Source organism: Micromonospora chokoriensis, from assembly GCF_900091505.1.
Classification (GTDB): domain Bacteria; phylum Actinomycetota; class Actinomycetes; order Mycobacteriales; family Micromonosporaceae; genus Micromonospora; species Micromonospora chokoriensis.
Window position 1 is genome coordinate 5,968,585 of record NZ_LT607409.1, and the last position, 23,175, is coordinate 5,991,759.

Annotated in this window: 18 protein-coding genes; 8 read left to right on the top strand and 10 right to left on the bottom strand. The window is 71.7% G+C overall.

The window, feature by feature from the left end; translation table 11 throughout:
* Positions 1-111: 111 nt before the first annotated feature.
* Positions 112-774 (bottom strand): class F sortase, encoded by a 663-nt coding sequence (locus GA0070612_RS27075; protein ID WP_088990486.1) that lies wholly within the window; start codon positions 772-774, stop codon positions 112-114.
* A gap of 178 nt (positions 775-952) precedes the next feature.
* Positions 953-1,618 (bottom strand): hypothetical protein, encoded by a 666-nt coding sequence (locus tag GA0070612_RS27080; protein ID WP_088990487.1) that lies wholly within the window; start codon positions 1,616-1,618, stop codon positions 953-955.
* A 130-nt stretch (positions 1,619-1,748) separates the two neighbouring features.
* Here GA0070612_RS27080 and trmB point away from each other — a divergent pair, with 130 nt between their 5' ends.
* Together trmB and GA0070612_RS27090 are read left to right on the top strand one after the other, a co-directional pair.
* Positions 1,749-2,456: a tRNA (guanosine(46)-N7)-methyltransferase TrmB gene (trmB, locus tag GA0070612_RS27085; RefSeq protein ID WP_408630514.1), complete on the top strand. Its 708-nt coding sequence runs from the start codon at positions 1,749-1,751 to the stop codon at positions 2,454-2,456.
* Between the two features lie 104 nt (positions 2,457-2,560).
* Positions 2,561-5,074, top strand: a complete 2,514-nt coding sequence (locus GA0070612_RS27090) for a DEAD/DEAH box helicase (protein WP_088990489.1) — start codon at positions 2,561-2,563, stop codon at positions 5,072-5,074.
* Here GA0070612_RS27090 and GA0070612_RS27095 read toward each other — a convergent pair.
* Positions 5,052-6,164, bottom strand: a complete 1,113-nt coding sequence (locus GA0070612_RS27095; RefSeq protein WP_157742617.1) for an acyltransferase family protein — start codon at positions 6,162-6,164, stop codon at positions 5,052-5,054. The genes GA0070612_RS27090 and GA0070612_RS27095 overlap by 23 nt on opposite strands.
* A gap of 294 nt (positions 6,165-6,458) precedes the next feature.
* On the opposite strand from GA0070612_RS27095, the gene GA0070612_RS27100 reads away from it, so the two are divergent.
* Positions 6,459-7,103 (top strand): hypothetical protein, encoded by a 645-nt coding sequence (locus GA0070612_RS27100; protein ID WP_088990491.1) that lies wholly within the window; start codon positions 6,459-6,461, stop codon positions 7,101-7,103.
* A gap of 224 nt (positions 7,104-7,327) precedes the next feature.
* Here the strand turns inward: GA0070612_RS27100 and GA0070612_RS27105 are convergent, their stop codons facing one another.
* Genes GA0070612_RS27105 through GA0070612_RS27125 form a run of 5 tightly spaced genes read right to left on the bottom strand, consistent with a single transcriptional unit; the run spans position 7,328 to position 13,398 of the window.
* Positions 7,328-8,275, bottom strand: coding sequence for an ABC transporter substrate-binding protein (locus GA0070612_RS27105; protein WP_088990492.1), 948 nt, complete (start codon positions 8,273-8,275; stop codon positions 7,328-7,330).
* Positions 8,275-9,198: an ABC transporter ATP-binding protein gene (locus GA0070612_RS27110; RefSeq protein WP_088990493.1), complete on the bottom strand. Its 924-nt coding sequence runs from the start codon at positions 9,196-9,198 to the stop codon at positions 8,275-8,277. Before GA0070612_RS27110 ends, GA0070612_RS27105 begins: the two co-directional genes overlap by 1 nt.
* A gap of 19 nt (positions 9,199-9,217) precedes the next feature.
* Complete coding sequence (locus GA0070612_RS27115) at positions 9,218-10,327, bottom strand: FecCD family ABC transporter permease (protein WP_231924352.1); 1,110 nt, start codon at positions 10,325-10,327, stop codon at positions 9,218-9,220.
* Positions 10,324-11,364 (bottom strand): FecCD family ABC transporter permease, encoded by a 1,041-nt coding sequence (locus GA0070612_RS27120; RefSeq protein ID WP_088990494.1) that lies wholly within the window; start codon positions 11,362-11,364, stop codon positions 10,324-10,326. Before GA0070612_RS27120 ends, GA0070612_RS27115 begins: the two co-directional genes overlap by 4 nt.
* Positions 11,365-11,424: 60 nt before the next feature.
* Complete coding sequence (locus GA0070612_RS27125) at positions 11,425-13,398, bottom strand: multicopper oxidase family protein (protein WP_088990495.1); 1,974 nt, start codon at positions 13,396-13,398, stop codon at positions 11,425-11,427.
* Positions 13,399-13,514: 116 nt separating this feature from the next.
* Between GA0070612_RS27125 and GA0070612_RS27130 the strand changes: the two genes are divergently transcribed.
* A complete protein-coding gene (locus GA0070612_RS27130; protein WP_088991794.1) occupies positions 13,515-13,874 on the top strand; it encodes a YciI family protein in 360 nt (119 codons plus the stop codon).
* Positions 13,875-13,886: 12 nt separating this feature from the next.
* Here the strand turns inward: GA0070612_RS27130 and GA0070612_RS27135 are convergent, their stop codons facing one another.
* Positions 13,887-14,273, bottom strand: coding sequence for a cytidine/deoxycytidylate deaminase family protein (locus GA0070612_RS27135; protein WP_231924353.1), 387 nt, complete (start codon positions 14,271-14,273; stop codon positions 13,887-13,889).
* 116 nt (positions 14,274-14,389) lie between these two features.
* Here GA0070612_RS27135 and hrpA point away from each other — a divergent pair, with 116 nt between their 5' ends.
* Entirely contained in the window at positions 14,390-18,442 is a 4,053-nt protein-coding gene (gene hrpA, locus GA0070612_RS27140; RefSeq protein WP_088990497.1) for an ATP-dependent RNA helicase HrpA, read from the top strand.
* A gap of 48 nt (positions 18,443-18,490) precedes the next feature.
* On the opposite strand, the gene GA0070612_RS27145 is transcribed toward hrpA, so the two are convergent.
* Positions 18,491-19,423 (bottom strand): LysR family transcriptional regulator, encoded by a 933-nt coding sequence (locus GA0070612_RS27145; RefSeq protein WP_088990498.1) that lies wholly within the window; start codon positions 19,421-19,423, stop codon positions 18,491-18,493.
* Positions 19,424-19,557: 134 nt separating this feature from the next.
* Between GA0070612_RS27145 and GA0070612_RS27150 the strand changes: the two genes are divergently transcribed.
* Genes GA0070612_RS27150 through GA0070612_RS27160 form a run of 3 tightly spaced genes read left to right on the top strand, consistent with a single transcriptional unit; the run spans position 19,558 to position 22,893 of the window.
* Positions 19,558-20,190 (top strand): succinate dehydrogenase cytochrome b subunit, encoded by a 633-nt coding sequence (locus GA0070612_RS27150; RefSeq protein WP_231924712.1) that lies wholly within the window; start codon positions 19,558-19,560, stop codon positions 20,188-20,190.
* Between the two features lies 1 nt (position 20,191).
* A complete protein-coding gene (locus GA0070612_RS27155; RefSeq protein WP_088990499.1) occupies positions 20,192-22,129 on the top strand; it encodes a fumarate reductase/succinate dehydrogenase flavoprotein subunit in 1,938 nt (645 codons plus the stop codon).
* Positions 22,126-22,893 carry a succinate dehydrogenase/fumarate reductase iron-sulfur subunit gene (locus tag GA0070612_RS27160; protein WP_088990500.1) on the top strand — a complete coding sequence of 256 codons (768 nt, stop codon included), beginning with the start codon at positions 22,126-22,128 and terminating at the stop codon, positions 22,891-22,893. Before GA0070612_RS27155 ends, GA0070612_RS27160 begins: the two co-directional genes overlap by 4 nt.
* Positions 22,894-23,175 lie beyond the last annotated feature (282 nt).

The window sequence follows — 23,175 nt, forward strand, 5'->3', positions numbered from 1 at the left end:
CCGCTCACCCAGAGCTTGATCCACTCGGGTTCGCCGAACTGGGGGTGTCCGGCGGCTGGGATACCCCACTTAAGCGAAGACGAGTGGATCAAGCGCCGGAGCGTGGCCTCACTACTTGCGGGAGGACTGGAAGGTGGCGAAGGCGATGACGTTGTCGGCGTAGCCGGTGCGTCCGCCGATGAACTGCCCGCCGCAGGTGATCAACCGCAGACCGGGGGGCCCGTCGTGGCCGTAGATCCGTTCGGCGGGCAACTGGTCCTTCGGAAAGTGCTCCACGGTGTCGACCCGGAACACCACCACCGACTCGTCCGCGCGGGCCACCTCGATCAGGTCGCCGGGCTTCAGCTTGCCCAGGTCGTAGAAGACCGACGGGCCGGTCTTGGTGTCCACGTGCCCGACGATCACCGCCGGGCCGGGCTCGCCCGGCGTCGGTCCACGGTCGTACCAGCCGGTCTCGTTGTGCCGTTCCAACGGCGGTACGGCGATCGAGCCGTCCCGGGCCTGCCCGACGGGCGCCACCGGCGCGGCCACCTTGATCGCCGGGACGCTGAGGCGCACCGGACGACTGGCCGACAACCCGACGGACTCGCTGCGGGGCGGCCGGTCGGCGCCGGCCGGGGCGAAGTCGAACGGCCCGACCGAGCGGCCCAGCCCCGCCCCGGTGGCGAAGACCCCGGCCAGCACCAGCACCACGGCCAGCGGCACCGACCACGGGCTACGGCCAGAGGGCCGGCTGCGCCGGGGCGCGACGGCGGTCGGCGGACGAGCAGCCACAGTCGGACGCTCGGGGTTCAGCGGACTGTCGTCCAGCGGTAGCCGGCGGACGTCGAAGCGATCGTCGCGCGTTGGGCGAGGGTTGGCGGACGGGCGGGGACCCGACGACGGGCGGGGCCCGGAGGACGGGCGGGGACCGGGCGGTGGCGACGCGGGTCGGAAGATCCCCATGGCCGGCTCAGCGCCCAGCGCCACGGACCAGACGCGGCCGACGCAGCGCCACCACGGCGAGGACCAGCCCGGTGATGGTCAGCGCCGCACCCACGGGCAACAGCAGGTTGCCGGTGATTCCTCCGGCGCCACCACCGAAGCCGGTGGCCGGACCCCGACTGGGTTGGGACGGCACCTTCTTGACCACCTGGAGCATGGTCGAGGCGGTCTCGCCGTCCCGGCATTCCAGCTTGACCCGGTAGTTGCCGGGACGGGTGCGCTCGCGCACCATCGGCGCGGCGGTGAGCACCCCGCGCTGCGGCTGCACACCGACCGCGCCGAACGCGTCCGAGACGACGGTCGCACCCACCGAGTTGTCCCGACAGCTGGCCCGGATGCCGACCAGGTAGCCGGGCTGCACGGTGCTCGGGCTCACCTCGACGAAGATGTCCACCGGCGCCGGCTGAGGCGCACCACCCGGCGGCCCTCCAGGTTGCGGCGCGGGCGCGACGGCAGCGTGCTGGGGCAGGGCGAGCACCACAGCACCAGCCACAGGAGCGGCAAGCACCACAGTGACAGGCTCGGGCACCGCGAGCACGGGAGAAGCAGCCAGCGCCGGAGGCGCAGCGAGCAGAGGGCCGGCGAGCACTGTCAGCACGGAAAGGATCACGCCGCCGCGGGTCACTGTCACGATGCCCCCTCTCGACGCCGTGCGGCCGTGTCGGGCAGCGGAGCACCCGACCTGCCGTACCAGTTGGATCCTCTCATTTCCGGTCGCACATCACATCCGATCCGGCGACGGCGTCGCGTACGCTCGGGTCGCTGTGACGACCACCGACCATGACCCCGCCGTCCCGCCCGTGAGCCGGACGATCCGCACGTTCCACCCTCGCCGGGGGCGGATGAGCGACCGGCAGACCGACGCGCTGGGCCGGCTCTGGCCCGCGTACGGCCTGGATGTGCCGGACGGACCGGTCGTGCCCGTGGACCTGCCCGACCTGTTCGGTCGCCGGGCCCCGGTCGTGCTGGAGATCGGCTCGGGCATGGGCGACAGCACCGCCGCGATGGCTGCCGCCGACCCGGACCGAGATTATCTGGCGGTCGAAGTGCACACGCCGGGAATCGCCAACCTGCTCGACCTGGTGGAGCGTGGTGGCCTACGCAACGTACGGGTGGCGGAGGGCGACGCGTTGTCCCTGGTCAGCGGCTTGCCCGAGGGTGTGCTGGACGCGGTGCACGTCTTCTTCCCGGACCCGTGGCCCAAGACCCGCCACCACAAGCGGCGGATCATCCAGCCGGCGCACGTGGCGTTGCTGCGGTCCCGGCTGCGTTCCGGCGGCACGCTGCACTGCGCGACCGACTGGGCCGAGTACGCCGAGGCGATGCGGGAGACCCTGGATGCGGATCCGGAGCTGGTGGACGCGTACGGCGGTTTCGCGCCACGTCCGGCGCACCGCCCGGTGACGAAGTTCGAGCGGCGGGCGATCACGGCCGGCCGACCGGTCGCGGACCTGATCTACCGCCGCCGCTGACCGGCGGCGGCACCGCACCGGGGCCGGCGGGAACCACCCCGTGGAGGGGCCGGCGGAGGCCGGGTTGGCGTACCGGGGCATGATCCAGGCACCATGGACAGGCTATGACGCTCACCGCCGCGCTACCGAGAAGCGCCGACCCCGACACCCTCTTCGACGCGTTCGCCGGCTGGGCGAAGGAGCGCGGCCTCGACCTCTACCCCCATCAGGAGGAGGCGGTCATCGAGATCGTCTCCGGCGCCAACCTGATCATGAACACTCCCACCGGCTCGGGTAAGAGCCTGGTGGCGATCGCGGCGCACTTCGCGGCGCTCGCCGACAACCGGACGACGTTCTACACCGCGCCGATCAAGGCCCTGGTGTCGGAGAAGTTCTTCGCGCTCTGCGAGGTCTTCGGCGCCGAGAACGTCGGCATGCTGACCGGCGACGCCAGCGTCAACGCCGACGCCCCGATCATCTGCTGCACGGCGGAGATCCTGGCCAACCTGGCGCTGCGCGAGGGCACGAAGGCCGACGTCGGCCAGGTGATCATGGACGAGTTCCACTTCTACGCCGAACCCGACCGGGGTTGGGCGTGGCAGGTGCCGATCATCGAGCTGCCGCAGGCCCAGTTCATCCTGATGTCCGCCACCCTGGGGGACACCACCCGGTTCGTCGACGACCTGACCCGGCGCACCGGGCGGCCGACCGCCGTCGTGCGTTCGGCGGAGCGGCCGGTCCCGCTCATCTTCTCGTACGCGATGACGCCGCTGCACGAGACACTTGAGGAGCTGCTGGAGACCAAGCAGGCCCCGGTGTACGTGGTGCACTTCACCCAGGCCGCCGCGCTGGAACGCGCCCAGGCGCTGACCAGCGTCAACGTCGCCACCCGCGCCGAGAAGGACATGATCGCCCAGGCGATCGGCAACTTCCGGTTCACCGCCGGCTTCGGCAAGACGCTGTCCCGGCTGGTCCGGCACGGCATCGGGGTGCACCACGCCGGCATGCTGCCCAAGTACCGCCGCTTGGTGGAGACCCTCGCCCAGGCCGGCCTGCTCAAGGTCATCTGCGGCACCGACACGCTCGGCGTCGGCATCAACGTGCCGATCCGCACGGTGCTCTTCACCGGCCTGTCCAAGTACGACGGGGTACGCACCCGGCTGCTCAAGAACCGGGAGTTCCACCAGATCGCCGGGCGGGCCGGCCGGGCCGGCTACGACACCATCGGCCGGGTCGTCGTGCAGGCCCCCGAGCACGTCATCGACAACGAGAAGGCCCTCGCCAAGGCCGGCGACGACCCGAAGAAGCGCCGCAAGGTGGTCCGCAAGAAGCCGCCGGAGGGTTCCATCGGCTGGGGTCAGCCCACCTTCGACCGACTCGTCGACGCCGAGCCGGAGCCGTTGACCTCCAGCTTCCAGGTCAGCCACTCGATGCTGCTCAACGTCATCGGCCGGCCCGGGGACGCGTTCGCCGCGATGCGGCACCTGCTCACCGACAACCACGAGGACGCCGCCGCCCAGCGTCGGCACATCCGCCGGGCGATCGCCATCTACCGGGCGTTGCGGGCGGGCGGGGTCGTCGAGGAGCTGCCCGAGCCGGACGAGACGGGCCGGCGGATCCGGCTCACCGTCGACCTCCAGCTCGACTTCGCGCTCAACCAGCCGCTGTCCCCGCTCGCGCTCGCAGCCATCGAGTTGCTTGACGCCGAGTCCCCGTCGTACGCCCTGGACGTGCTGAGCGTCATCGAGTCGATCCTCGACGACCCCCGGCAGATCCTGTCCGCGCAGCAGTTCAAGGCGCGCGGTGAGGCGGTCGCCGCGATGAAGGCCGAGGGCATCGAGTACGAGGCCCGCCTCGAACTGCTGGAGGACGTGACCCACCCGAAGCCCCTCGACGAGCTGCTCAACGCCGCGTACGAGATGTATCGGCAGGGCCACCCGTGGGTCGCCGACCACCAGCTCTCCCCCAAGGCCGTCGTCCGCGACATGTTCGAGCGGGCCATGACCTTCACCGAGTACGTGCAGTTCTACGGGCTGACCCGCTCGGAGGGTCTCGTCCTGCGCTACCTGGCCGACGCGTACAAGACGCTGCGGCAGACGGTGCCCGAGGACGCCAAGACCGAGGAGCTGATCGACCTCATCGAGTGGTTGGGCGAGTTGGTCCGCCAGGTCGACTCCAGCCTGATCGACGAGTGGGAGCGGCTGCGCAACCCGTCCGACGTGGCCGAGGTGGCCCAGGCGCACGCCGCCCTGGCCGACCGGCCGCCGGCGGTGACCCGCAACGCGCGGGCGTTCCGGGTGCTGGTCCGCAACGCGTTGTTCCGCCGGGTGGAGCTGGCCGCGCTGCGCCGCTGGGACCTGCTGGCCGAGTTGGACGCCGAGGACGGCTGGGACTACGACGCGTGGTCCGACGCGCTGGGGCCGTACTTCGAGGCGTACGACTCGATCGGGGTCGGGCCGAACGCCCGCGGTCCGGCGCTGCTGATGATCGAGCAGGGTCGGGAGCGGTGGACCGTGCGGCAGATCTTCGACGACCCGGACGGCGACCACGACTGGGGCATCAGCGCCGAGGTCGACCTGGCCGCCTCGGACGAGGTCGGCGCGGCGGTCGTCCGGATCACCGACGTCGGCCAACTCTGAGGTGTCTGCCCCCGACGGACCGTCGGGGGTGGACCGACCCGGGAAGGAGCGCCGGGGTACGCCGGGCGGCGATGTCCTCGATCCAGCCGAGCAGCAGCACCGCGCCACCGGTCAGGAGGCACACCCCGGTCAGCCGCAGCGCGATCGAGGGGGCCGAGTTGTACGCGAGCACCGGCGCGAGCAGCAGGAACATCCCGAGGCTGGCCGGGATGTGCCAGAGGTAGATGGTGACCGCCCGCGCGTTGACCAACCGGAGGGTCCGGCCGAACGGCGACGTGCCGGCGAGCCGGGGCCGGAGCTTCAGCAGCACGGCCACGACGGCCATCGACCACACCGTGGTGCCGCCCGCGATGTGGCTGAGGTCGCCGGCCCGGCCGGTCACCATGGCACCGACGACCCACGTTGCGCCGACCCCGGTCAGGCCGGCGACCAGGCAGCCGTACCAGCGCCACGGGATCTGGCGCAGGAGGCCGTCGCGGTGCGCGAAGCCCAGCAGCCAGCAGGACAGGTAGGCGGCGACGAAGTACCCGGTGCGGACCCCGGCGAGGTGCATGCCGACGGGGAGCACGGTGGCGACGCCGACGCTGGGCCAGGGCCAGCGGCGGAACGCCCACAGCAGGATCGGTGACAGCAGCACCAACCACAGGTAGGTGACGACGTACCAGAGCCCGACATGGAACGCCCAGGCCCAGGCCGGTCCGCCCACCGGGGGGACCCGCAGGGGCAGCGCCCACCAGAGGAGTTCGGCCCAGCCGGCGACGCCGGTCGGCAGCGGCCTCCACCCGGGGGACAACACGACCAGGGCGATCGCGCCGAAGGCCCAGAACGGCAGGAGTAGCCGGCGCAGCCGCCGGACGACGGCCGACGGGCCGTGCCGGTCCAGCGACGCCGCCATCAACGAACCGGCGATACCGAACATCAGACCCATCGCCGGCACCAGCAGGCTCAGCCAGATCCAGCCGGTGACGTGGTAGAGCACGACACGTCCCAACGCGACCGTTCGCAGCAGGTCCAGGTAGCGATCCCGGTCGGCCGTGGACTCGGCCGACCGGACGGATCGCGCCCCGGCACGACGCCCGGGATCGATCATCCTGGGCGCCCAGATAATGGTCACAGGGCACACTAGCCCCCAGAAGTCGGACATTTCAGCCAGGTCCTCGAAGAAGTGTCCGCCTGCCCCTCGTCAAAGGCGCCCTACGTCCGGGGTGGCGCCGTCGAGGCACCGACGACGAGCCCGGCGGCTCGGGGTGGTCGAGCGGTCGCCGGCTGACTTTTGTCGGGGCCCTCCGAGAGACGACTTCCGGTGCCCAGAATCGCTGGGCGATGTCAGAGGTGTCGATTAGAATGTATGTACTAATCGGGTTCCTGACCTGGGAGGACGCCCATGACCGCGCCCGCCTCCACCCCCCTCACCCCCTACGCCACTCTGCTCGGCTTCACCCGCTACGTCGACCGCACCGGCCCCACCAAGGCGACCTTCGTCGGAGGGCTGCGCAAGCAGCGCGCGAGCCGGTCCGGCTTCAACCCGCACGGCCAGTTCGTCAAGGCGCTCAAGGCCGACATCGCCTTCCACACCGGCGGCACGCACCTGACCGGGGTGGTCGACGTGGTCAAGCCACGGTGGCGCCCGCTCTACCAGGCGCTCGTCCCCGGCGCCACGGCCTGGCTGCACTCCCTCGGCGAGCCGGCCACCGTCGACCTCGCCCAGACCCGCGACGCCCTGGCCATGCTGGGTGACCTACCCGTCAAGATCAACCCCCATTTCGGGGTACGCCACTCCGACGGTCGCGCCGAAGCCGTCCGCCTGCACTTCGACGAAACTCCACCGAGCGAGGAGTCGGTGCTCGCCACCCTGCACCTGATGGCCCGCCACATGGACGCGGTGCTCCCGCACGCCGAGCCGGTCCTGGTCGACGTCCGTCGCGGCCGGGCCCACCACATGCCCGCCGACGCCAAGCCCGACCAGATCGAACGATGGCTGTCCGGCGAAGCAGCCGCCTTCCGCGCCATCTGGTCCACGGCCGCCTGACCCCCACCCCCCACCCCGTCCGCTGACGCCGCGCTCCCTCCCCACCCGCGCACCCCACCCTCTCGGCGGCTCAGCAAGATCGTGCTCGATCCAGGATGTAGTGGCCTCCCTCGACCGGGAGGCCACTACATCACTGATGGAGCGCGATCATGAGCGGTGCGCACCGCACGTGGGCGGGCGGCACGCGCCCACGTGCGCCATGGTGCGGGACGCGCGGGGCTGGGTCAGGCGGCGGGGAGGTATTTGGCCAGGTCGTCCAGGATCTTGTTGGCGGCGCCGACGCCGATGCCGGTCATCCAGACCTCGTCGGAGACGGGGTACGCCTTGCCGGCCTTGACGGCGTTGAGGCCCTTCCACAGGGTTCCGCCGGTGACCTTGCTCTGCTCGGCTGCGGCCTTGTCGCCGTACGCGGTCACGAAGATGACGTCGCCGTCGACCTCGTTGACGCGCTCGGGGCTGACCAGGTCGAAGCGCTTGTCCTCCTTGTTGGCGAGCAGCTGCCGGTCGGGGCGGCCGAGGCCGGTGTCGCCGATGACGATGCCGGAGAACGAGTCCGGGCCGTACACCCGGATGTTGCCGGGCAGGAACCGCACGATCGACACCTTGCGGGCGGCGGGGTCACCGAGGGTCGCCCCGACGTCCTTGGCCCGCTTCTCGTACGCGCTGAGCAGGTCCTTGGCCTGCTGCTCGCGTCCGAGTGCCTTGCCGTCCAGGAGGAGGTTCTCCTTCCAGGTGATGCCCACCTTGTCGGTGAACACCGTCGGCGCGATGGCGGCCAGCTCGTCGTAGAACTTCTCCTGGCGGAACTTGCTGCCGAGGATGAGGTCGGGCTTCAGCGCGTTGATCGCCTCCAGGTCGGGCTCGGCGAGCACCCCGACCTCCTTGATGCCGGCGAGCTTGTCCGCGCCGAAGTAGGTGGGCCAGCTCTTGGCCTCACCGGCCGTGGCGGCGCCGACCGGGGTGACGCCCAACGAGAGCGCCGTGTCGATCTTGTCGGTGTCGAGCACGACGACGCGCTTGGGCTCAACCGGGACCTTGGTGGTGCCCATGGCGTGGGTGATCTCCCGGGTCTCCCCGGCGGTGGAGCCGGCGACCGGGTCGCTCTCACCGCAGGCGGTGAGTCCGACGCCGAGGGCGGCGGCCGCGGCGAGAGCGGCGACGAGACGACGCATCAGAGTCCTTTCGAGGGGTACGAGTCGGCGAGCGGGTTGGCCGCGTCACCGGTGGTGGGTCGGGCGGCCGGTACGGACGCCGTCGACGAATCACGGTCTGGAGCGCCGGCGGCAGCAGCGGCCCCGGCGGCGGGTGCGCCAACCGGGCCTCCGGTGTAGGCGGGCACCACCAGCGGCGCGCCGGTCACCGGGCAGGGAACGACCACGCAGGCCAACCCGAAGACGTCACGCACCAGGTCGGCGGTGAGGATCTCCCGGGGCGGTCCGGCGGCCACCACGGCGCCGGCGCGCATCGCGACGAGGTGGTCGGCGTAGCGGGCGGCCTGGTTCAGGTCGTGCAGCACGGCGACGACGGTGCGGCCCCGCTCGACGCGCAGCCGGTGCAGCAGGTCCAGCACCTCGACCTGGTGGGCCAGGTCGAGGAAGGTGGTCGGCTCGTCCAGCAGCAGGGCGTCGGTGTCCTGGGCGAGCGTCATGGCGATCCAGACGCGTTGCCGCTGACCGCCGGAGAGGCTGTCCACCGGCCGGTCGGCCAGGTCGGTCACGTCGGCCAGGGCCATCGCCTGGTCGACCGCCGCGCCGTCCTCCGACGACCACTGTCGCCACCAGCGCTGGTAGGGCTGCCGACCGCGCCCGACCAGGTCCGCCACCGTGACACCCTCGGGCACCAGCGGGCTCTGCGGCAGGACGCCGAGGCGGCGGGCCACCTCCCGGGTCGGTAGGTCGCGGATCGCGGTGCCGTCCAGCAGCACGGTGCCCCGGCGCGGGTTGAGCAGCCGGGCCATCGTGCGCAGCAGGGTGGACTTGCCGCACGCGTTCGGGCCGACGATCACGGTGAACGCGTCGGTGGGCAGGTCCAGGTCGAGCCCGTCGAGCACCGTCCGCTCGTCGTAGCCGGCGACCAGGTCGCGGGTGGAGAGCATCACACGACTCCTCGGGGCGTCACGACGACCGCCGCCGGCCGCGCAGCAACAGGAAGATCAGGTACGGGCCGCCGATCGCGGCGGTCAGCACACCGGCGGGCAGTTGGGTGGGCGCGAACAGGCGTCGGCCGGCCAGGTCGGCCAGCACCAGCAGCAACGCGCCGAGCAGGGCGGCGCAGACCAGGGGTGGCCGTTCGGCGCGGACCAACCGGCGGGCCACCTGGGGGGCGACCAGGGCCACGAAGTCGACGGCGCCGACCTGGGCGGTGACCATCGCGGCGACGAGGACGCCGGTGCCGGCCAGGCCGATGCGGCGGGCCACCGGGCGCAGCCCGACCCCCCGGGCGGTGTCGTCGTCCAGGGCGGTGCTGTTCAACGCCCAGCCGGCCCAGGCGAGCACCGGCAGCAGCACCAGCATCGTGCCGGCGATCCAGGCCGCCTCGGTCCAGCCCTTGCCGGCGAGGGTGCCGATCAGCCAGATCTGCGCGCGGAGACCGTCGATCGGATCGGCGGTGAGCATGACGACTTCGGTGAGTGCCCGGAAGGCGAACGCGACCGCCACCCCGGCGAGCACGAACCGCTGTGCGGCCAGCCCGTGCCGGGCACCGAGGGCGAACAGCAGCACCGCGGCGAGCAGCCCGCCCACCAACGCGGTGGGTGCCACCAGCACCGCTGCCATTCCGCTGGTCAGGGCCACCGTCGCGGCGAGCCCGGCACCCTGGGTGATGCCGATGACGTCCGGGCTGGCCAGGGGGTTACGGGCCACGCTCTGGATGAGCGTGCCGGCCACGCCGAAGGCCGCGCCGGCCGCCGCCGCCAGCACGACCCGGGGCAGCCGAAGATCAAAGACCACGAGGTCGTACGGCGTGCCGGACCCGGAGAGGGCACGCAGCACGTCGGCCGGTGCGACGTACGGGGTGCCGAGCGAGAGGCTGAGCACGACGGCCAGCAGGAGGAGCACGGTCAGCACGGCGGCCACCAGCACCGCCCGGCGGCGGATCAGCAGACTGACCGGACCGATCCGCAGCAGCGACCGCCCGGCCAGCCGGGCCTCCCCGCCGGAGGGGCCACCCGCGGCGGCGGGGTGCGGCGGACCGGTGGTGGCGGACGGGCGCTGGGTGGCGGTCACGCGGTCACCACCCGGGCGCGGCGGACCAGCACGGCCAGCAGCGGCGCGCCGATCAGGGCGGTGACGATCCCGGCCGGTATCTCGCCGGGTGGTGCGACGACCCGCCCGATGATGTCGGCGCCGAGGAGCAGCGCGGGCCCGAGCAGGGCGGAGACGACGAGGGTCCAGCGGTGGTCCGCGCCGACCAGGGCGCGGGCGAGGTGCGGCACGGCCAACCCGACGAAGGCGACCGGTCCGGCGGCGGCGACCGCGGCCCCGGTCAGCAGCACGGCGGCGATGCCACCGCCGAGGCGGACCAGGCCGATCCGGTGGCCGAGACCTTTCGCGACGTCGTCGCCGAGGGCCAGGGCGTCCAGACCTCGGGCCACCAGCGCGGCCAGCACCAGCCCGGCGAGGACGAAGGGCAGCACCTGCGCGCTGACCGACAGGTCCCGGCCGGAGAGCCCGCCGACCACCCAGAACCGGTACTCCTCGAAGGTGCGGGCGTCGATGCTGAGCAGCGCGTACACCCCGGAGGCGAGACTGGCGTCGAGCGCCGCGCCGACGAGCGCGAGGGTGACCGGGCTCGCGCCGTCGCGGGTTCGGGTGGCGATGGCGAAGACCAGCAGCCCGGCGACGAGCGCCCCGGCGATGCCGAACCAGACGTACCCGGCGAGCGTGCTGATGCCGAAGACGGAGATGGCGAGGACCACGCCGAACGACGCGCCAGCGCTGATGCCGAGGATGCGGGGCTCGGCGAGGGGGTTGCGGGTGAGCGCCTGGAACAGCACGCCGGCGACGGCGAGCGCGAGCCCGACGGCGAGGCCGAGGGCGGTACGCGGCATCCGCAGCTCACGGACGATGGTGCTGGCGTCTCCGCCGTCGGGTGCGACGAGGGCGTGCCATACCTGGTCGATGCCGAGTTGTCGACTGCCGACCGCGAAACTGGCCAGCACGGTGAGCAACAGGACCAGCGCGGCTCCGGCGGTGACGGCCACCCGACGCCCGGTACGAGTGCTGGCCCGACTCCGGGTCGGCCGGCTGGCGAGGGCGGTCACGGATCTCCTGCACGATCGGGCTTAGGTTCGCCTAACCTTAGCCGACCTGCGGAAAGAGACCTAACCGGTAGGTGTCGATGCCGATCCGGGCCCGGCCGGCGCGCTCGCCGCCCCACCGTCACCGGTCACCGAACCGCCGTCTCCGGCGGCGGCGGCACCGCGCGGCAGCACGTTCAGCGGTCGCATCATCTCGTTGTCCTCGTGTTCGAGGAGATGACAGTGCCAGGCGTACCGTCCGGGCCGGTCGAAGCGCGCCTTGATCCGGGTCACCTCCCAGGGGTACGCGAGCACCGTGTCCATCCACCCCCGGTCCCCCGGGTCGGGTCGCACACCGCCCGAGTGCCCACGCCCGAGCAGCTCGAACTGGACCTGGTGCAGGTGGACCGGGTGGACGTGCCGGGTGAAGTTGCGCACCTCCCAGACCTCGGTGTCGCCGAGGGTGGGCTGTTCGGTCGGCGGATCGCTCCAGCGCAGCGGTAGGCCCCGGCCGCGCTCGTCGAGGACGCCGAGCAGCATGATCGTCGACTCGCCGGACCTCCGCTCGTTGAGCGACAGCCGGCGTACGCGCTCGGCGGCGCCGAGCCTCGGGTGCGACGGCAGTCGCAGCTGCTCGGGCGGCACGCTCGGGTCCCCGCCGGTCGCGTCGGTGACCACAAAACGCAGCACCTGACCTGTGGTTCGCGGGTCGGCCGGGGCGAAGTCCACTCCGGGTCGGCCGCCGCCGTACATCCCGTCGGGGCCCTCGTTGACGAGGTACAGCTCGGTCCCGGCCGGCACGTCGGTGAAGTCGACGATCGCGTCGACCCGCTGGGCGGGGCCAAGCGCCACGCGTTCGTGCGGCACCGGCTCCGGGAGGAGGCCGCCGTCGCTGCCGATCTGCCACACCGGCAGCACCGGGCGGGCCGGTCGCGCGGTGGCGTTCGCGGCCACGCTGAGCAGCAGGAAACGGCTGTTGCAGCCGTTGAGCAACCGGAACCGGTACCGCCGGCGCTGGACAGTGAGCGTGGGCCAGGTGCGGCCGTTGACCACCATGGTGGAGCCGGAGAAACCGGGGACCCAGACCGGCCCGTCGGGGTGCGGCGAGTAGCCGCCGGGGTAGAAGAGGTCACCGTCGGCGGTGAAGCTGCGGTCCTGGATCATCAGCGGAATGTCGTGGTACGCGGTGTCCGCCGGGTCGTCGCGGGCCGGTGCCGGGCCGGGCAGCACCCCGTCGGGCAGGTCGTCCCCGCCGAGCAGGTAGAACCCGGCCGGCCCGGCGTAGACGTTCTCCCGGGTGAGCCCGAGCGTGTGGTCGTGGTACCAGAGGGTGCAGGACCGCTGGTCGTTGTCGTACTCGAAGGTCGCCGAGCCGGCGGCCCAGCGCAGGTCGTACCGCTCGGCGAACCGGGACCGGAACTCGGCGTACGCGCCGCCGGCCAGGGCGAAGTCGGGGGGTACGTCGCGGGCCGCCGGCAGGTACCACGCCTCGGCGTGCCCGTCGCTCTCCTGCGCGCTGTGCGCGCCGTGCAGGTGCACCACCTGCGGCACCGGCCCCCGGTACCCGAGCCGACTGCCGTCCGGGCGGCCGTGGCCGTCCCGGTGGTCGACCCCACCGGCGGGGTTGGCCCAGTGCACCGTGGGGTCCACCGGCAGCAGGTGGGGCAGATGGTCGCCCCGGTCGTCGACGAGCTGGTTGACCCAGGTCACCCGGACGGGTCGACCCACCCGGGCCATGATCGTGGGCGCCGGGCATCCGAAGCTGCCGGCGTGCGCGGTGGAGCCGTAACCCCACACTGTGGTACGCGGCCAGGGGCGGGGCAGGATCTGCTGGCGGAACTGTCGTACCGCGATCACGTACTCGTCGCGCTCGGGCCCGGTCGCCACCGCCGGCATGGCCGGTGGGATCCGCAGTGGCGCGACGTACTTCGGGATGTCGCCGACGTCCAGCGGCGCCATCGCGGCCAGCGCCCGCCCCGACGCCGCCCAGCCCGCCGGAACCAGAGCCGCCGCACCGCCGGCGGCGCCCGCCGCGAGCACCTGTCGCCTGCTGACCATGCCGCGCCTCCCAACGCCCTCTCCCCAGAAAGAGAATGGGTTTCGCGGACGACCACAGGACGGACAGATGACGGTTGACACCCAGAAGAGGGACATTCACGTCATAGGGTGTGAGCATGCGATTCGACCAGCACACGGTCGTGCTCCTGGTCCGACCGTCGGATCCGCCGGAGCTGCCGCAGGACGCGATCGATCGGATTCAGGACGCACACCTCGCCCACCAGGCGGGCCTCGTGGAGCAGGGGTTGGTGCTCGCCGCCGGCCCGTTCCTGCACGGCGACGACGAGCACCTGCGTGGTTTCGTCGTGCTGTCCATCGCGCCGGACGAGGCCCGCGCCCTCTACGCCAACGACCCGGCGGTGCGTGCCGGCCGCCTGCTCGCGCAGGTCACCACGTGGCTGCTTCCGGAGGGCAACCTGCGGTTCGAGGGCGTGCCGGTGCCCCGGTCGATGATGGAGGCGGCCTCCGGCGACTGACGCCGGAGCCGGTCAGCCGACCGTGCCGTTCCCGGCCGCTGTCGCCAGGTCCGCCAGCGGGATTACCCCCAGGTCGTCCACCGGGCCGATGATCACCCGCAGTGCCGGGAAGTGGTCCCGCAGCACCCGCACACACCTGTCACACGGCGCGGTGACCTCGCGGCCCCGGTCGGCGACCGTGACGATCGTCTCCAGTTCGGTGACGCCCTGCGTGGCGGCCGTGCCGATGACCACCAGCTCGGCGCAGACGTCTCCGGTCACGTGCTGGACGTTCACTGCGGTGAAGACCCGCCCGTCGGCGTTCCGGGCGGCCGAGGCGACGGTGTGGTGCTGGCTGCGACACCGCAGCTTGGCGACCGCCGTGGCGGCCTGCACCAACGCACGGTCGGTGTCCCGCATGTCCATTCCGGCCCCCCGGCGCTCGATGTCGGTCGCCCACTCTAGGCCGCCGCCGCACCGGCAGCGCGGTAACCCAGGGGCGGTGCGCCGTCCGGCTGCCTATCCTTGGGCACGACATGCAGAATCCAACCGCCTCCGTCGCGACCGACCCGGTCCGCGAGCTGCACCGCCGCCTCACCCCTCTGATGGTCCGCGACCAGCGCCGGCTCCAGCGCCGCCTCGACGGTGCCCGCAAGCTGCGCGACCCGCAGCGCCGGGAAGCGGCCCTCGCCGAGATCACCGCCGAGGTGGTCCGGGCCGAGCAGCGGCTCGCCACCCGGCGCGCGGCGGTGCCCGTGATCACGTACCCGGCGGGGTTGCCGGTCAGTGAGCGCAAGGACGACATCGCCGCGGCGATCCGCGATCACCAGGTGGTGATCGTGGCCGGCGAGACCGGCTCCGGCAAGACCACCCAGCTCCCGAAGATCTGCCTGGAGCTGGGGCGCGGGGTGCACGGCCTGATCGGGCACACCCAGCCCCGGCGGCTGGCCGCCCGGACGGTGGCCGACCGGATCGCCGACGAGCTGGGCACCGAGCTGGGTGACGTGGTCGGCTACAAGGTGCGCTTCACCGACCAGGTCAGCGAGCGCAGCCTGGTGAAGCTGATGACCGACGGCATCCTGCTGGCCGAGTTGCAGACCGACCGCATGCTGCGCCAGTACGACACGTTGATCATTGACGAGGCGCACGAGCGCAGCCTCAACATCGACTTCATCCTCGGGTACCTGCGGGAGCTGCTGCCCCGCCGACCCGACCTCAAGGTGATCATCACCTCGGCGACCATCGAGACCGACCGGTTCGCCTCGCACTTCGCCGACGCCGAGGGCGATCCGGCGCCGATCGTGGAGGTCTCCGGCCGCACCTACCCGGTGGAGGTGCGCTACCGCCCGCTGCTGGAGGTCGCCGAGGGCGAGGAGGACGGCGACGCGGACGAGGAGAACGTCCGCGACCAGATCCAGGCGATCGGCGACGCCGTCGAGGAGCTGGCCGCCGAGGGCCCTGGCGACATCCTCGTGTTCCTCAGCGGTGAGCGGGAGATCCGGGACACCGCCGACGCGCTGGGCAAACTGGTCCAGAAGAAACGCTCGCTGCTCGGCACCGAGATCCTGCCGCTGTACGCCCGGCTGTCCGCCGCCGAACAGCACCGTGTCTTCGCCGCGCACAGCTCCCGCCGGGTGGTGCTCGCCACCAACGTCGCGGAGACCTCGCTGACGGTCCCCGGCATCAAGTACGTGGTGGACCCGGGCACCGCCCGCATCTCCCGCTACTCCAGCCGGCTCAAGGTGCAGCGGTTGCCCATCGAGCCGGTCTCGCAGGCGTCGGCCAACCAGCGCAAGGGCCGCTGCGGTCGTACGTCGGACGGCATCTGCATCCGCCTCTACGACGAGCAGGACTTCCTGTCCCGCCCCGAGTTCACCGACCCGGAGATCCTGCGGACCAACCTGGCGTCGGTCATCCTCCAGATGACCGCGATCGGGCTGGGCGACCTCGCCGCGTTCCCGTTCATCGACCCACCGGACAAGCGCAACATCACCGACGGCGTCAACCTGCTGCACGAGCTCGGCGCGTTGGACCCGACCGAGGCGGACCCGGCGAAGCGGCTCACCGCGCTGGGCCGACGCCTGGCCCAGCTCCCGGTCGACCCCCGACTGGCTCGGATGGTGGTCGAGGGCGAACGCAACGGCTGCGCCACCGAGGTGCTGGTGATCGCCGCCGCGCTCTCCATCCAGGACCCGCGCGAACGGCCGGCGGAGAAGCAGGCCCAGGCCGACCAGGCGCACGCCCGGTTCGCCGACAAGGAGTCCGACTTCGTCGCGTACCTCAACCTGTGGCGCTACCTGCGCGAGCAGCAGCGGGAGCTGTCCTCCAGCGCGTTCCGCCGGATGTGCAAGGCGGAATACCTGAACTACCTGCGGGTCCGCGAGTGGCAGGACATCGTCGGCCAACTGCGGCAGGTGCTGCGTACCCCGGCGGAGAACGACCGACGCGGCGGGCGGCCGGCGCGCGACACCGCAGGCGGCGCGGACGCCGGCCGGAATGCGGGCCGCCGCGGCGGCGCGGACCTGCCGGAGGAGATCGACACCCCGAAGGTGCACCAGTCCCTGCTGCCCGGCCTGCTGTCACACATCGGCCTCAAGGACGCCCAGAAGCACGAGTACCTGGGCGCGCGGGGCGCGAAGTTCGGGATCTTCCCCGGGTCGGCGCTGTTCAAGAAGCCGCCACGGTGGGTGATGGCCGCCGAGCTGGTGGAGACCTCCCGACTCTGGGGCCGCATCGCCGGTCGGGTCGAGCCGGAGTGGGTCGAGCCCCTCGCCCAGCACCTGGTGAAGCGCAGCTACAGCGAGCCGCACTGGGAGAAGAAACAGGCCGCCGTGATGGCCTACGAGAAGGTCACCCTGTACGGCGTCCCGCTGGTCAGCTCCCGGAAGGTCAACTTCGGGCGGATCGACCCGGCGCTGAGCCGGGAGCTGTTCATCAGGCACGCCCTCGTCGAGGGCGACTGGCAGACCCACCACCAGTTCTGGGCGGACAACAAACGGCTGCTCGCCGAGATCGAGGAGCTGGAGAGCCGGGCGCGACGCCGCGACATCCTGGTCGACGACGAGACCATCTTCGGCTTCTACGACCAGCGGATCCCGGCCGACGTGTCCTCCGGCCGGCACTTCGACAGTTGGTGGAAGAAGACCCGCCGGGAGCAGCCCGACCTGCTCACCTTCACCCGCGACCTGCTGGTCAACGACGGCCGGCCGGGGGTGGACGAGGACGACTACCCGGACGAGTGGCAGACGCAGGGGGTGAGCCTGCCGCTGACGTACCGCTTCGAGCCGGGCACGCCGGATGACGGCGTCACCGTCGACATCCCCCTGCCGCTGCTCAACCAGGTGCCGGCGGAGAGCTTCGACTGGCAGGTGCCGGGGTTGCGCGAGGAGACGGTGATCGCGCTGATCCGTACGCTGCCCAAGGCGATCCGCCGCAACTTCGTCCCGGTGCCGGACTACGCCCGCGCCGCCCTCGCCGCGATCACCCCGGGCGAGGAGCCGCTGCTGGACGCGCTCACCCGGCAACTGCGCCGGATGACCGGTGTCACGGTGCCTCGCGACGCCTGGGAGCCGGGCAAGCTCCCCGCGCACCTGCGGGTGACCTTCCGGGTGCTCGACGCCGACGAGAAGCCGGTCGCCGAGGGCAAGGACCTGCCGGCCCTGCAACGTCAACTCCGCCAGGAGGTACGCCAGGTGGTGGCGGCCGCCGCGCCGGAGGTGGCCCGTACCGGGCTGCGCGAGTGGAGCATCGGCACCCTGCCCCGGACCATCGAGCAGGTCCGCGCGGGCTACGCGGTGACCGCGTACCCGGCGCTGGTCGACGAGGGCGCCACGGTCGGGGTGAAGGTGTTCGACTCCCCCGCCGAGGCGGAGGCGGCGCACTGGGCCGGCACCCGTCGGCTGCTCCGGCTCACCGTGCCGTCCCCGGCACGGTTCCTCCAGGGCCGGCTGGACAACGCGGCGAAGCTGGCGCTGAGCCGCAACCCGCACGGCGGCGTGCAGGAGCTGATCGAGGACGCGGCCGGCGCGGCGATCGACCGGCTGATCGAAGCGGCGGGCGGCCCGGCCTGGGACGCCGACGGTTTCGCGGCGCTGCGCGAGAAGGTCCGCGCGGACCTGGTCGACACCGTCGTCGAGGTGATGGACCGGGTCCGCAAGGTCCTGGCCGCCGCCTACGCCGTCGAGCAGCGCCTCGGCGCCACCCGCAACCTCGCCGTGGTGGCCGCGCTGGCGGACATCCGCAATCAGCTCGCCGGGCTGGTGCACGCCGGTTTCATCACCGAGACGGGGTACGCGCGGCTGCCCGACCTGCTGCGCTACCTCAGCGCCATCGAGCGCCGGATGGAACGGCTGGGCGGCAACCCGCAACGCGACCGCCAGCAGCAGGACCGCGTCGCGACGGTGCAGAAGGAGTACGCGGACCTGCTCGCCAACCTGCCGCCGGCCCGCCGGCAGGAGACCGCCGTCCGGCAGATCCGCTGGATGATCGAGGAGTTGCGGGTGAACGTGTTCGCCCAGGCGCTGGGCACCCCGTACCCCGTCTCCGAGCAGCGGATCTACCGCGCGATGGACGACGCGGAGGGTCGCTGAACCGACCCGGGCCTCGGTCGCGGCCGGCGGGTCGGGCCGAGCCCGGGGTCAGGTCAGTGGCTCGACGCCGGGCGGCAGCTCGCCCCGGTCGATCGCGGACTGGATGTAGTCGAGCAGGATCCGCCGGAGTTCCCGCCCCGCGTGGGTGGGCACGACGTCGCGGCGGCGGGCCACCGCGATGGTCCGCCGCACCCCGGGCGGGGCGAGGGACGTGATCCGCACACCTGGTCGGCGGGCCAGCACGATGCCCGGCACCAGCGCGATGCCGAGCCCCGCCTCGACGAAGCTGAGCACGGCGTCCATCTCGCCGCCGTCCACGGCGAAGCTCGGCTCGAACCCCGCCTCGCGACACGCCTGGATGGTGGCGTCGCGCAGGTCGTAGCCCTCCCGGAACATGACCATCGGCAGGTCGCGCAGGTCGGTGATGCGCAGCTCGCCGGTCGCCGAGGCGGTCGGCACCTCGTCGACCGAGGCCACCACCAGGCTCTCCCGCAGGATCGGGTCGACCCGCAGCCCGGGGTCGGCGCCCTGCGCCGGCATGATGATCAACGCCAGGTCGAGGTCGCCGCGGAGCAGGTCCCGCACCAGGTCCTGGGAGCCGCCCTCCTCCACGCGCAGGTCGATGGTGGGGTGCGCGTCGCGGAACCGGCGTAGCACCGGCGGGGCGAGCGAGGTGGCCAGACTCGGGGTGGCCCCGAGTCGGACACGGCCGCGACGTAACCCGACCAGCTCCTGGACCTCCCGGGTCGCGGTCTCCACGTCGGCGAGGATCCGGGTCGCCAACGGCAACAGCACCTCACCCGCCGCGGTGAGCGCGATGTTGCCCCTTACCCGCTCGAACAGCGGTGCCCCGAGGTCGGCCTCCAGAGCGTGAATTTGCTTACTGAGAGAAGGCTGAGTGATGCCCACAAGGTCGGCGGCTTGGGTGAAATGTCGTACTTCGGCCACTGCGACGAAGTACCGAAGCTGATGGAGCTGCATCTACATAGCTTACGGCTATCAACACTGCGAGTTTGATGCATTGGACGACTGATCAAAGTGCTCCTAGCGTCGGTCGTGTGGTAATCACGAAAACTCGGTCGCCCATCCGCTCGAACGTCGGCCTCAAGGCCGTCATGGCGGTGACGGGCATTGTGCTGGTGCTGTTCCTGATCGCGCACATGCTCGGGAACCTGAAGGTGTTCACGGGGGAGGCCTCGTTCGACCACTACGCGCACTGGCTGCGCGACATCGGCAAGCCACTGCTGCCCGGCGTCTGGTTCCTGTGGATCCTGCGCACCGTGCTGGTCGTGGCGGTCGTCGCCCACATCGTCGCCGCCACCGTGCTGGCCCGGCGCGCCCGCGCCGCCCGCCCGGTCAAGTACGCCCACCGCAAGAAGGTCAACGGCAGCTACGCGGCCCGCACGATGCGCTGGGGCGGCGTGATCATCCTGCTGTTCGTGATCTACCACCTGCTGGACCTGACCACCGGCACGCTCAACCCGGTCGGAAACGAGAGCAAGCCGTACGGCAACGTCGTCGCCGACTTCGCGCCGGAACGCTGGTACGTCACGCTCTTCTACACGCTCGCCATCGTCACGGTGGGCTTCCACCTGCGCCACGGCGCGTTCAGCGCGTTCCGCAGCCTCGGGCAGCAGACGCCGCGCGGCGAGCGTCGGGCCCGCGTCGCGGCGCTGGTCTTCGCCGTGCTGCTCTGCGCCGGATACCTGGTGGTCCCGTTCGCCGTACTCACCGGATTGGTGTCCTGACATGGAACTCTTCACCGAGGGCGACCCGATCGCCGACACCAAGGCACCCGCCGGCCCGATCGAGAAGCGCTGGGAGACCCGGCGCTTCGAGGCCAAGCTGGTCAACCCCGCCAACCGCCGCAAGAAGACGGTCATCGTGGTCGGCACCGGCCTGGCCGGCGGCTCGGCCGCCGCGACCCTGGCCGAGCAGGGCTACCACGTCAAGTCCTACTGCTACCAGGACAGCCCGCGCCGGGCGCACTCCATCGCGGCCCAGGGCGGCATCAACGCGGCGAAGAACTACCGCAACGACGGCGACTCCGTACACCGGCTGTTCTACGACACCGTCAAGGGCGGCGACTTCCGCTCCCGCGAGTCGAACGTGCACCGCCTCGCCGAGGTCTCGGTCAACATCATCGACCAGTGCGTCGCCCAGGGCGTGCCGTTCGCCCGCGAGTACGGCGGCCTGCTGGACACCCGCTCCTTCGGTGGCGCCCAGGTGCAGCGCACCTTCTACGCCCGGGGTCAGACGGGCCAGCAGCTGCTGCTCGGCGCGTACCAGGCCCTCGAACGGCAGATCGGCCTCGGCAACGTGGAGATGAACACCCGGCACGAGATGCTGGAGCTGGTCCTCGTCGACGGCAAGGCCCGCGGCATCGTCGTGCGGGACATGGTCACCGGCGAGATCAGCACCGAGATGGCCGACGCCGTCGTGCTCGCCTCCGGCGGCTACGGCAACGTCTTCTACCTCTCCACCAACGCCAAGGGCTGCAACGTCACCGCCACCTGGCGGGCCCACCGCAAGGGCGCGTACTTCGCCAACCCCTGCTACACGCAGATCCACCCGACCTGCATCCCGGTCTCCGGCGACCACCAGTCCAAGCTGACCCTGATGAGCGAGTCGCTGCGCAACGACGGCCGCGTCTGGGTGCCGAAGGCCAAGGGCGACGACCGCAGCCCGAAGGACATTCCCGAGGACGAGCGGGACTACTACCTGGAGCGGATCTACCCCTCCTTCGGCAACCTGGTCCCCCGCGACATCGCCTCCCGCGCCGCCAAGAACGTCTGCGACGAGGGCCGGGGCGTCGGCCCGACCAAGCTCGGCGTCTACCTCGACTTCGCCGACGCGATCAACCGGCTCGGCCGCAAGGCCATCGAGGCCAAGTACGGCAACCTCTTCGAGATGTACGAGCGGATCACCGGCGAGGACCCGTACGAGGTGCCGATGCGCATCTACCCCGCCGTGCACTACACGATGGGCGGCCTGTGGGTCGACTACGACCTCCAGTCGAACATCCCCGGCCTGTTCGTGATCGGTGAGGCGAACTTCTCCGACCACGGCGCGAACCGGCTCGGCGCCTCGGCGCTGATGCAGGGCCTCGCCGATGGTTACTTCGTCCTGCCCACCACCATCGCCAACTACCTGGCCTCCGGTCCCCTCGACACTGTCGACGCCAGCCACCCGGCGGCGATCGAGGCGCGCACCGACGTCGAGGACCGCATCCGGCGACTGCTCGCGGTCGACGGGGACCGGACCGTGGACTCGTTCCACCGCGAGCTGGGCCAGATCATGTGGGAACACTGCGGCATGGAGCGCAGCGAGGCCGGGCTGCGCAAGGCGATCGGCGAGATCCGCGACCTGCGCGAGCAGTTCTGGCAGCGGGTCAAGGTGTCCGGCACCGGCGAGGAACTCAACCAGTCGCTGGAGAAGGCCGGCCGCGTCGCCGACTTCTTCGAACTGGCCGAGCTGATGTGCATCGACGCCCTGCACCGCGAGGAGTCCTGCGGCGGCCACTTCCGGGCCGAGCACCAGACCCCCGACGGTGAGGCGCAGCGCGACGACGACCGGTTCGCGTACGTGGCGGCCTGGGAGTTCACCGCCGACGGCGAACCCTCGGTGCTGCACAAGGAAGACCTGACCTTCGAATACGTCCACCCCACGCAGCGGAGTTACAAGTGAACCTGACCCTGCGCATCTGGCGCCAGAAGGGCCCTGAGGACAAGGGTCGGATGGTGACCTACCCGGTCGACGACGTGTCCCCGGACATGTCGTTCCTGGAGATGCTCGACGTGCTCAACGAGCGGCTGATCCTCGCCGGCGAGGACCCGGTGGCGTTCGACCACGACTGCCGCGAGGGCATCTGCGGCATGTGCGGCCTGATGATCAACGGTGACGCGCACGGGCCGCAGCGCGGCACCACGGCGTGCCAGCTGCACATGCGGCAGTTCAAGGACGGCGAGACGATCGACATCGAGCCGTGGCGGGCCAGCGCCTTCCCGGTCGTCAAGGACCTGGTCGTCAACCGCAGCGCCTTCGACAGGATCATCGCGGCGGGCGGTTACGTCACCGCGCCGACCGGCAGCGCGCCCGAGGCCCACTCCACCCCGGTGGCCAAGGCCAACGCCGACGCCGCCTTCGAGTCGGCCGCCTGCATCGGCTGCGGCGCCTGCGTCGCAGCCTGCCCGAACGGCTCCGGCATGCTCTTCACCGCCGCCAAGCTCACCCAGCTCTCGCTGCTCCCGCAGGGCCAGCCGGAGCGCTACACCCGGGTGATCGGCATGGTCGACGCGCACGACGAGGCCGGCTTCGGCGGCTGCACCAACGCCGGCGAGTGCACCCCGGCCTGCCCGAAGGGCATCCCGCTCAACACCATCGGCCGGCTCAACCGCGACTACCTCACGGCCACCGCCAAGGGCGGAGCCAACAACACCCCCGGCTCCTGAGCCTCACCAGACCGCCGTATCCCGGGCCTCTTCCGGGGTACGGCGGTCTGCTGTTCGGCCCCCGGGGGGTTGCGGTGGTGGGGCTGGGGCGGCCGCCCCAGCCCCTGACCTCGGTCACGGCTCGCCCGCAGGTTCCGGTCCCCATGGGGTACGCCGCATCTCCCGATCCGCGCCGCGCGCTTCATGGTCCACTCGGATTTCAGGAAGTCGGCCTGTCAATGCGCTCGGATACCGCGACTTCAAGGAACGCGAGTCGATCATCCCGGTTCGCCGCCTCGCCGG

Coding starts and splice junctions, on each gene's coding strand:
- GA0070612_RS27090 (WP_088990489.1), top strand. CDS start 2,561: ATGACGCTCACCGCCGCGCTACCGAGAAGCGCCGACCCCGACACCCTC.
- GA0070612_RS27095 (WP_157742617.1), bottom strand. CDS start 6,164: ATGATCGATCCCGGGCGTCGTGCCGGGGCGCGATCCGTCCGGTCGGCC.
- GA0070612_RS27100 (WP_088990491.1), top strand. CDS start 6,459: ATGACCGCGCCCGCCTCCACCCCCCTCACCCCCTACGCCACTCTGCTC.
- GA0070612_RS27105 (WP_088990492.1), bottom strand. CDS start 8,275: ATGCGTCGTCTCGTCGCCGCTCTCGCCGCGGCCGCCGCCCTCGGCGTC.
- GA0070612_RS27110 (WP_088990493.1), bottom strand. CDS start 9,198: ATGCTCTCCACCCGCGACCTGGTCGCCGGCTACGACGAGCGGACGGTG.
- GA0070612_RS27125 (WP_088990495.1), bottom strand. CDS start 13,398: ATGGTCAGCAGGCGACAGGTGCTCGCGGCGGGCGCCGCCGGCGGTGCG.
- GA0070612_RS27130 (WP_088991794.1), top strand. CDS start 13,515: ATGCGATTCGACCAGCACACGGTCGTGCTCCTGGTCCGACCGTCGGAT.
- GA0070612_RS27135 (WP_231924353.1), bottom strand. CDS start 14,273: ATGCGGGACACCGACCGTGCGTTGGTGCAGGCCGCCACGGCGGTCGCC.
- hrpA (WP_088990497.1), top strand. CDS start 14,390: ATGCAGAATCCAACCGCCTCCGTCGCGACCGACCCGGTCCGCGAGCTG.
- GA0070612_RS27145 (WP_088990498.1), bottom strand. CDS start 19,423: ATGCAGCTCCATCAGCTTCGGTACTTCGTCGCAGTGGCCGAAGTACGA.
- GA0070612_RS27150 (WP_231924712.1), top strand. CDS start 19,558: ATGGCGGTGACGGGCATTGTGCTGGTGCTGTTCCTGATCGCGCACATG.
- GA0070612_RS27155 (WP_088990499.1), top strand. CDS start 20,192: ATGGAACTCTTCACCGAGGGCGACCCGATCGCCGACACCAAGGCACCC.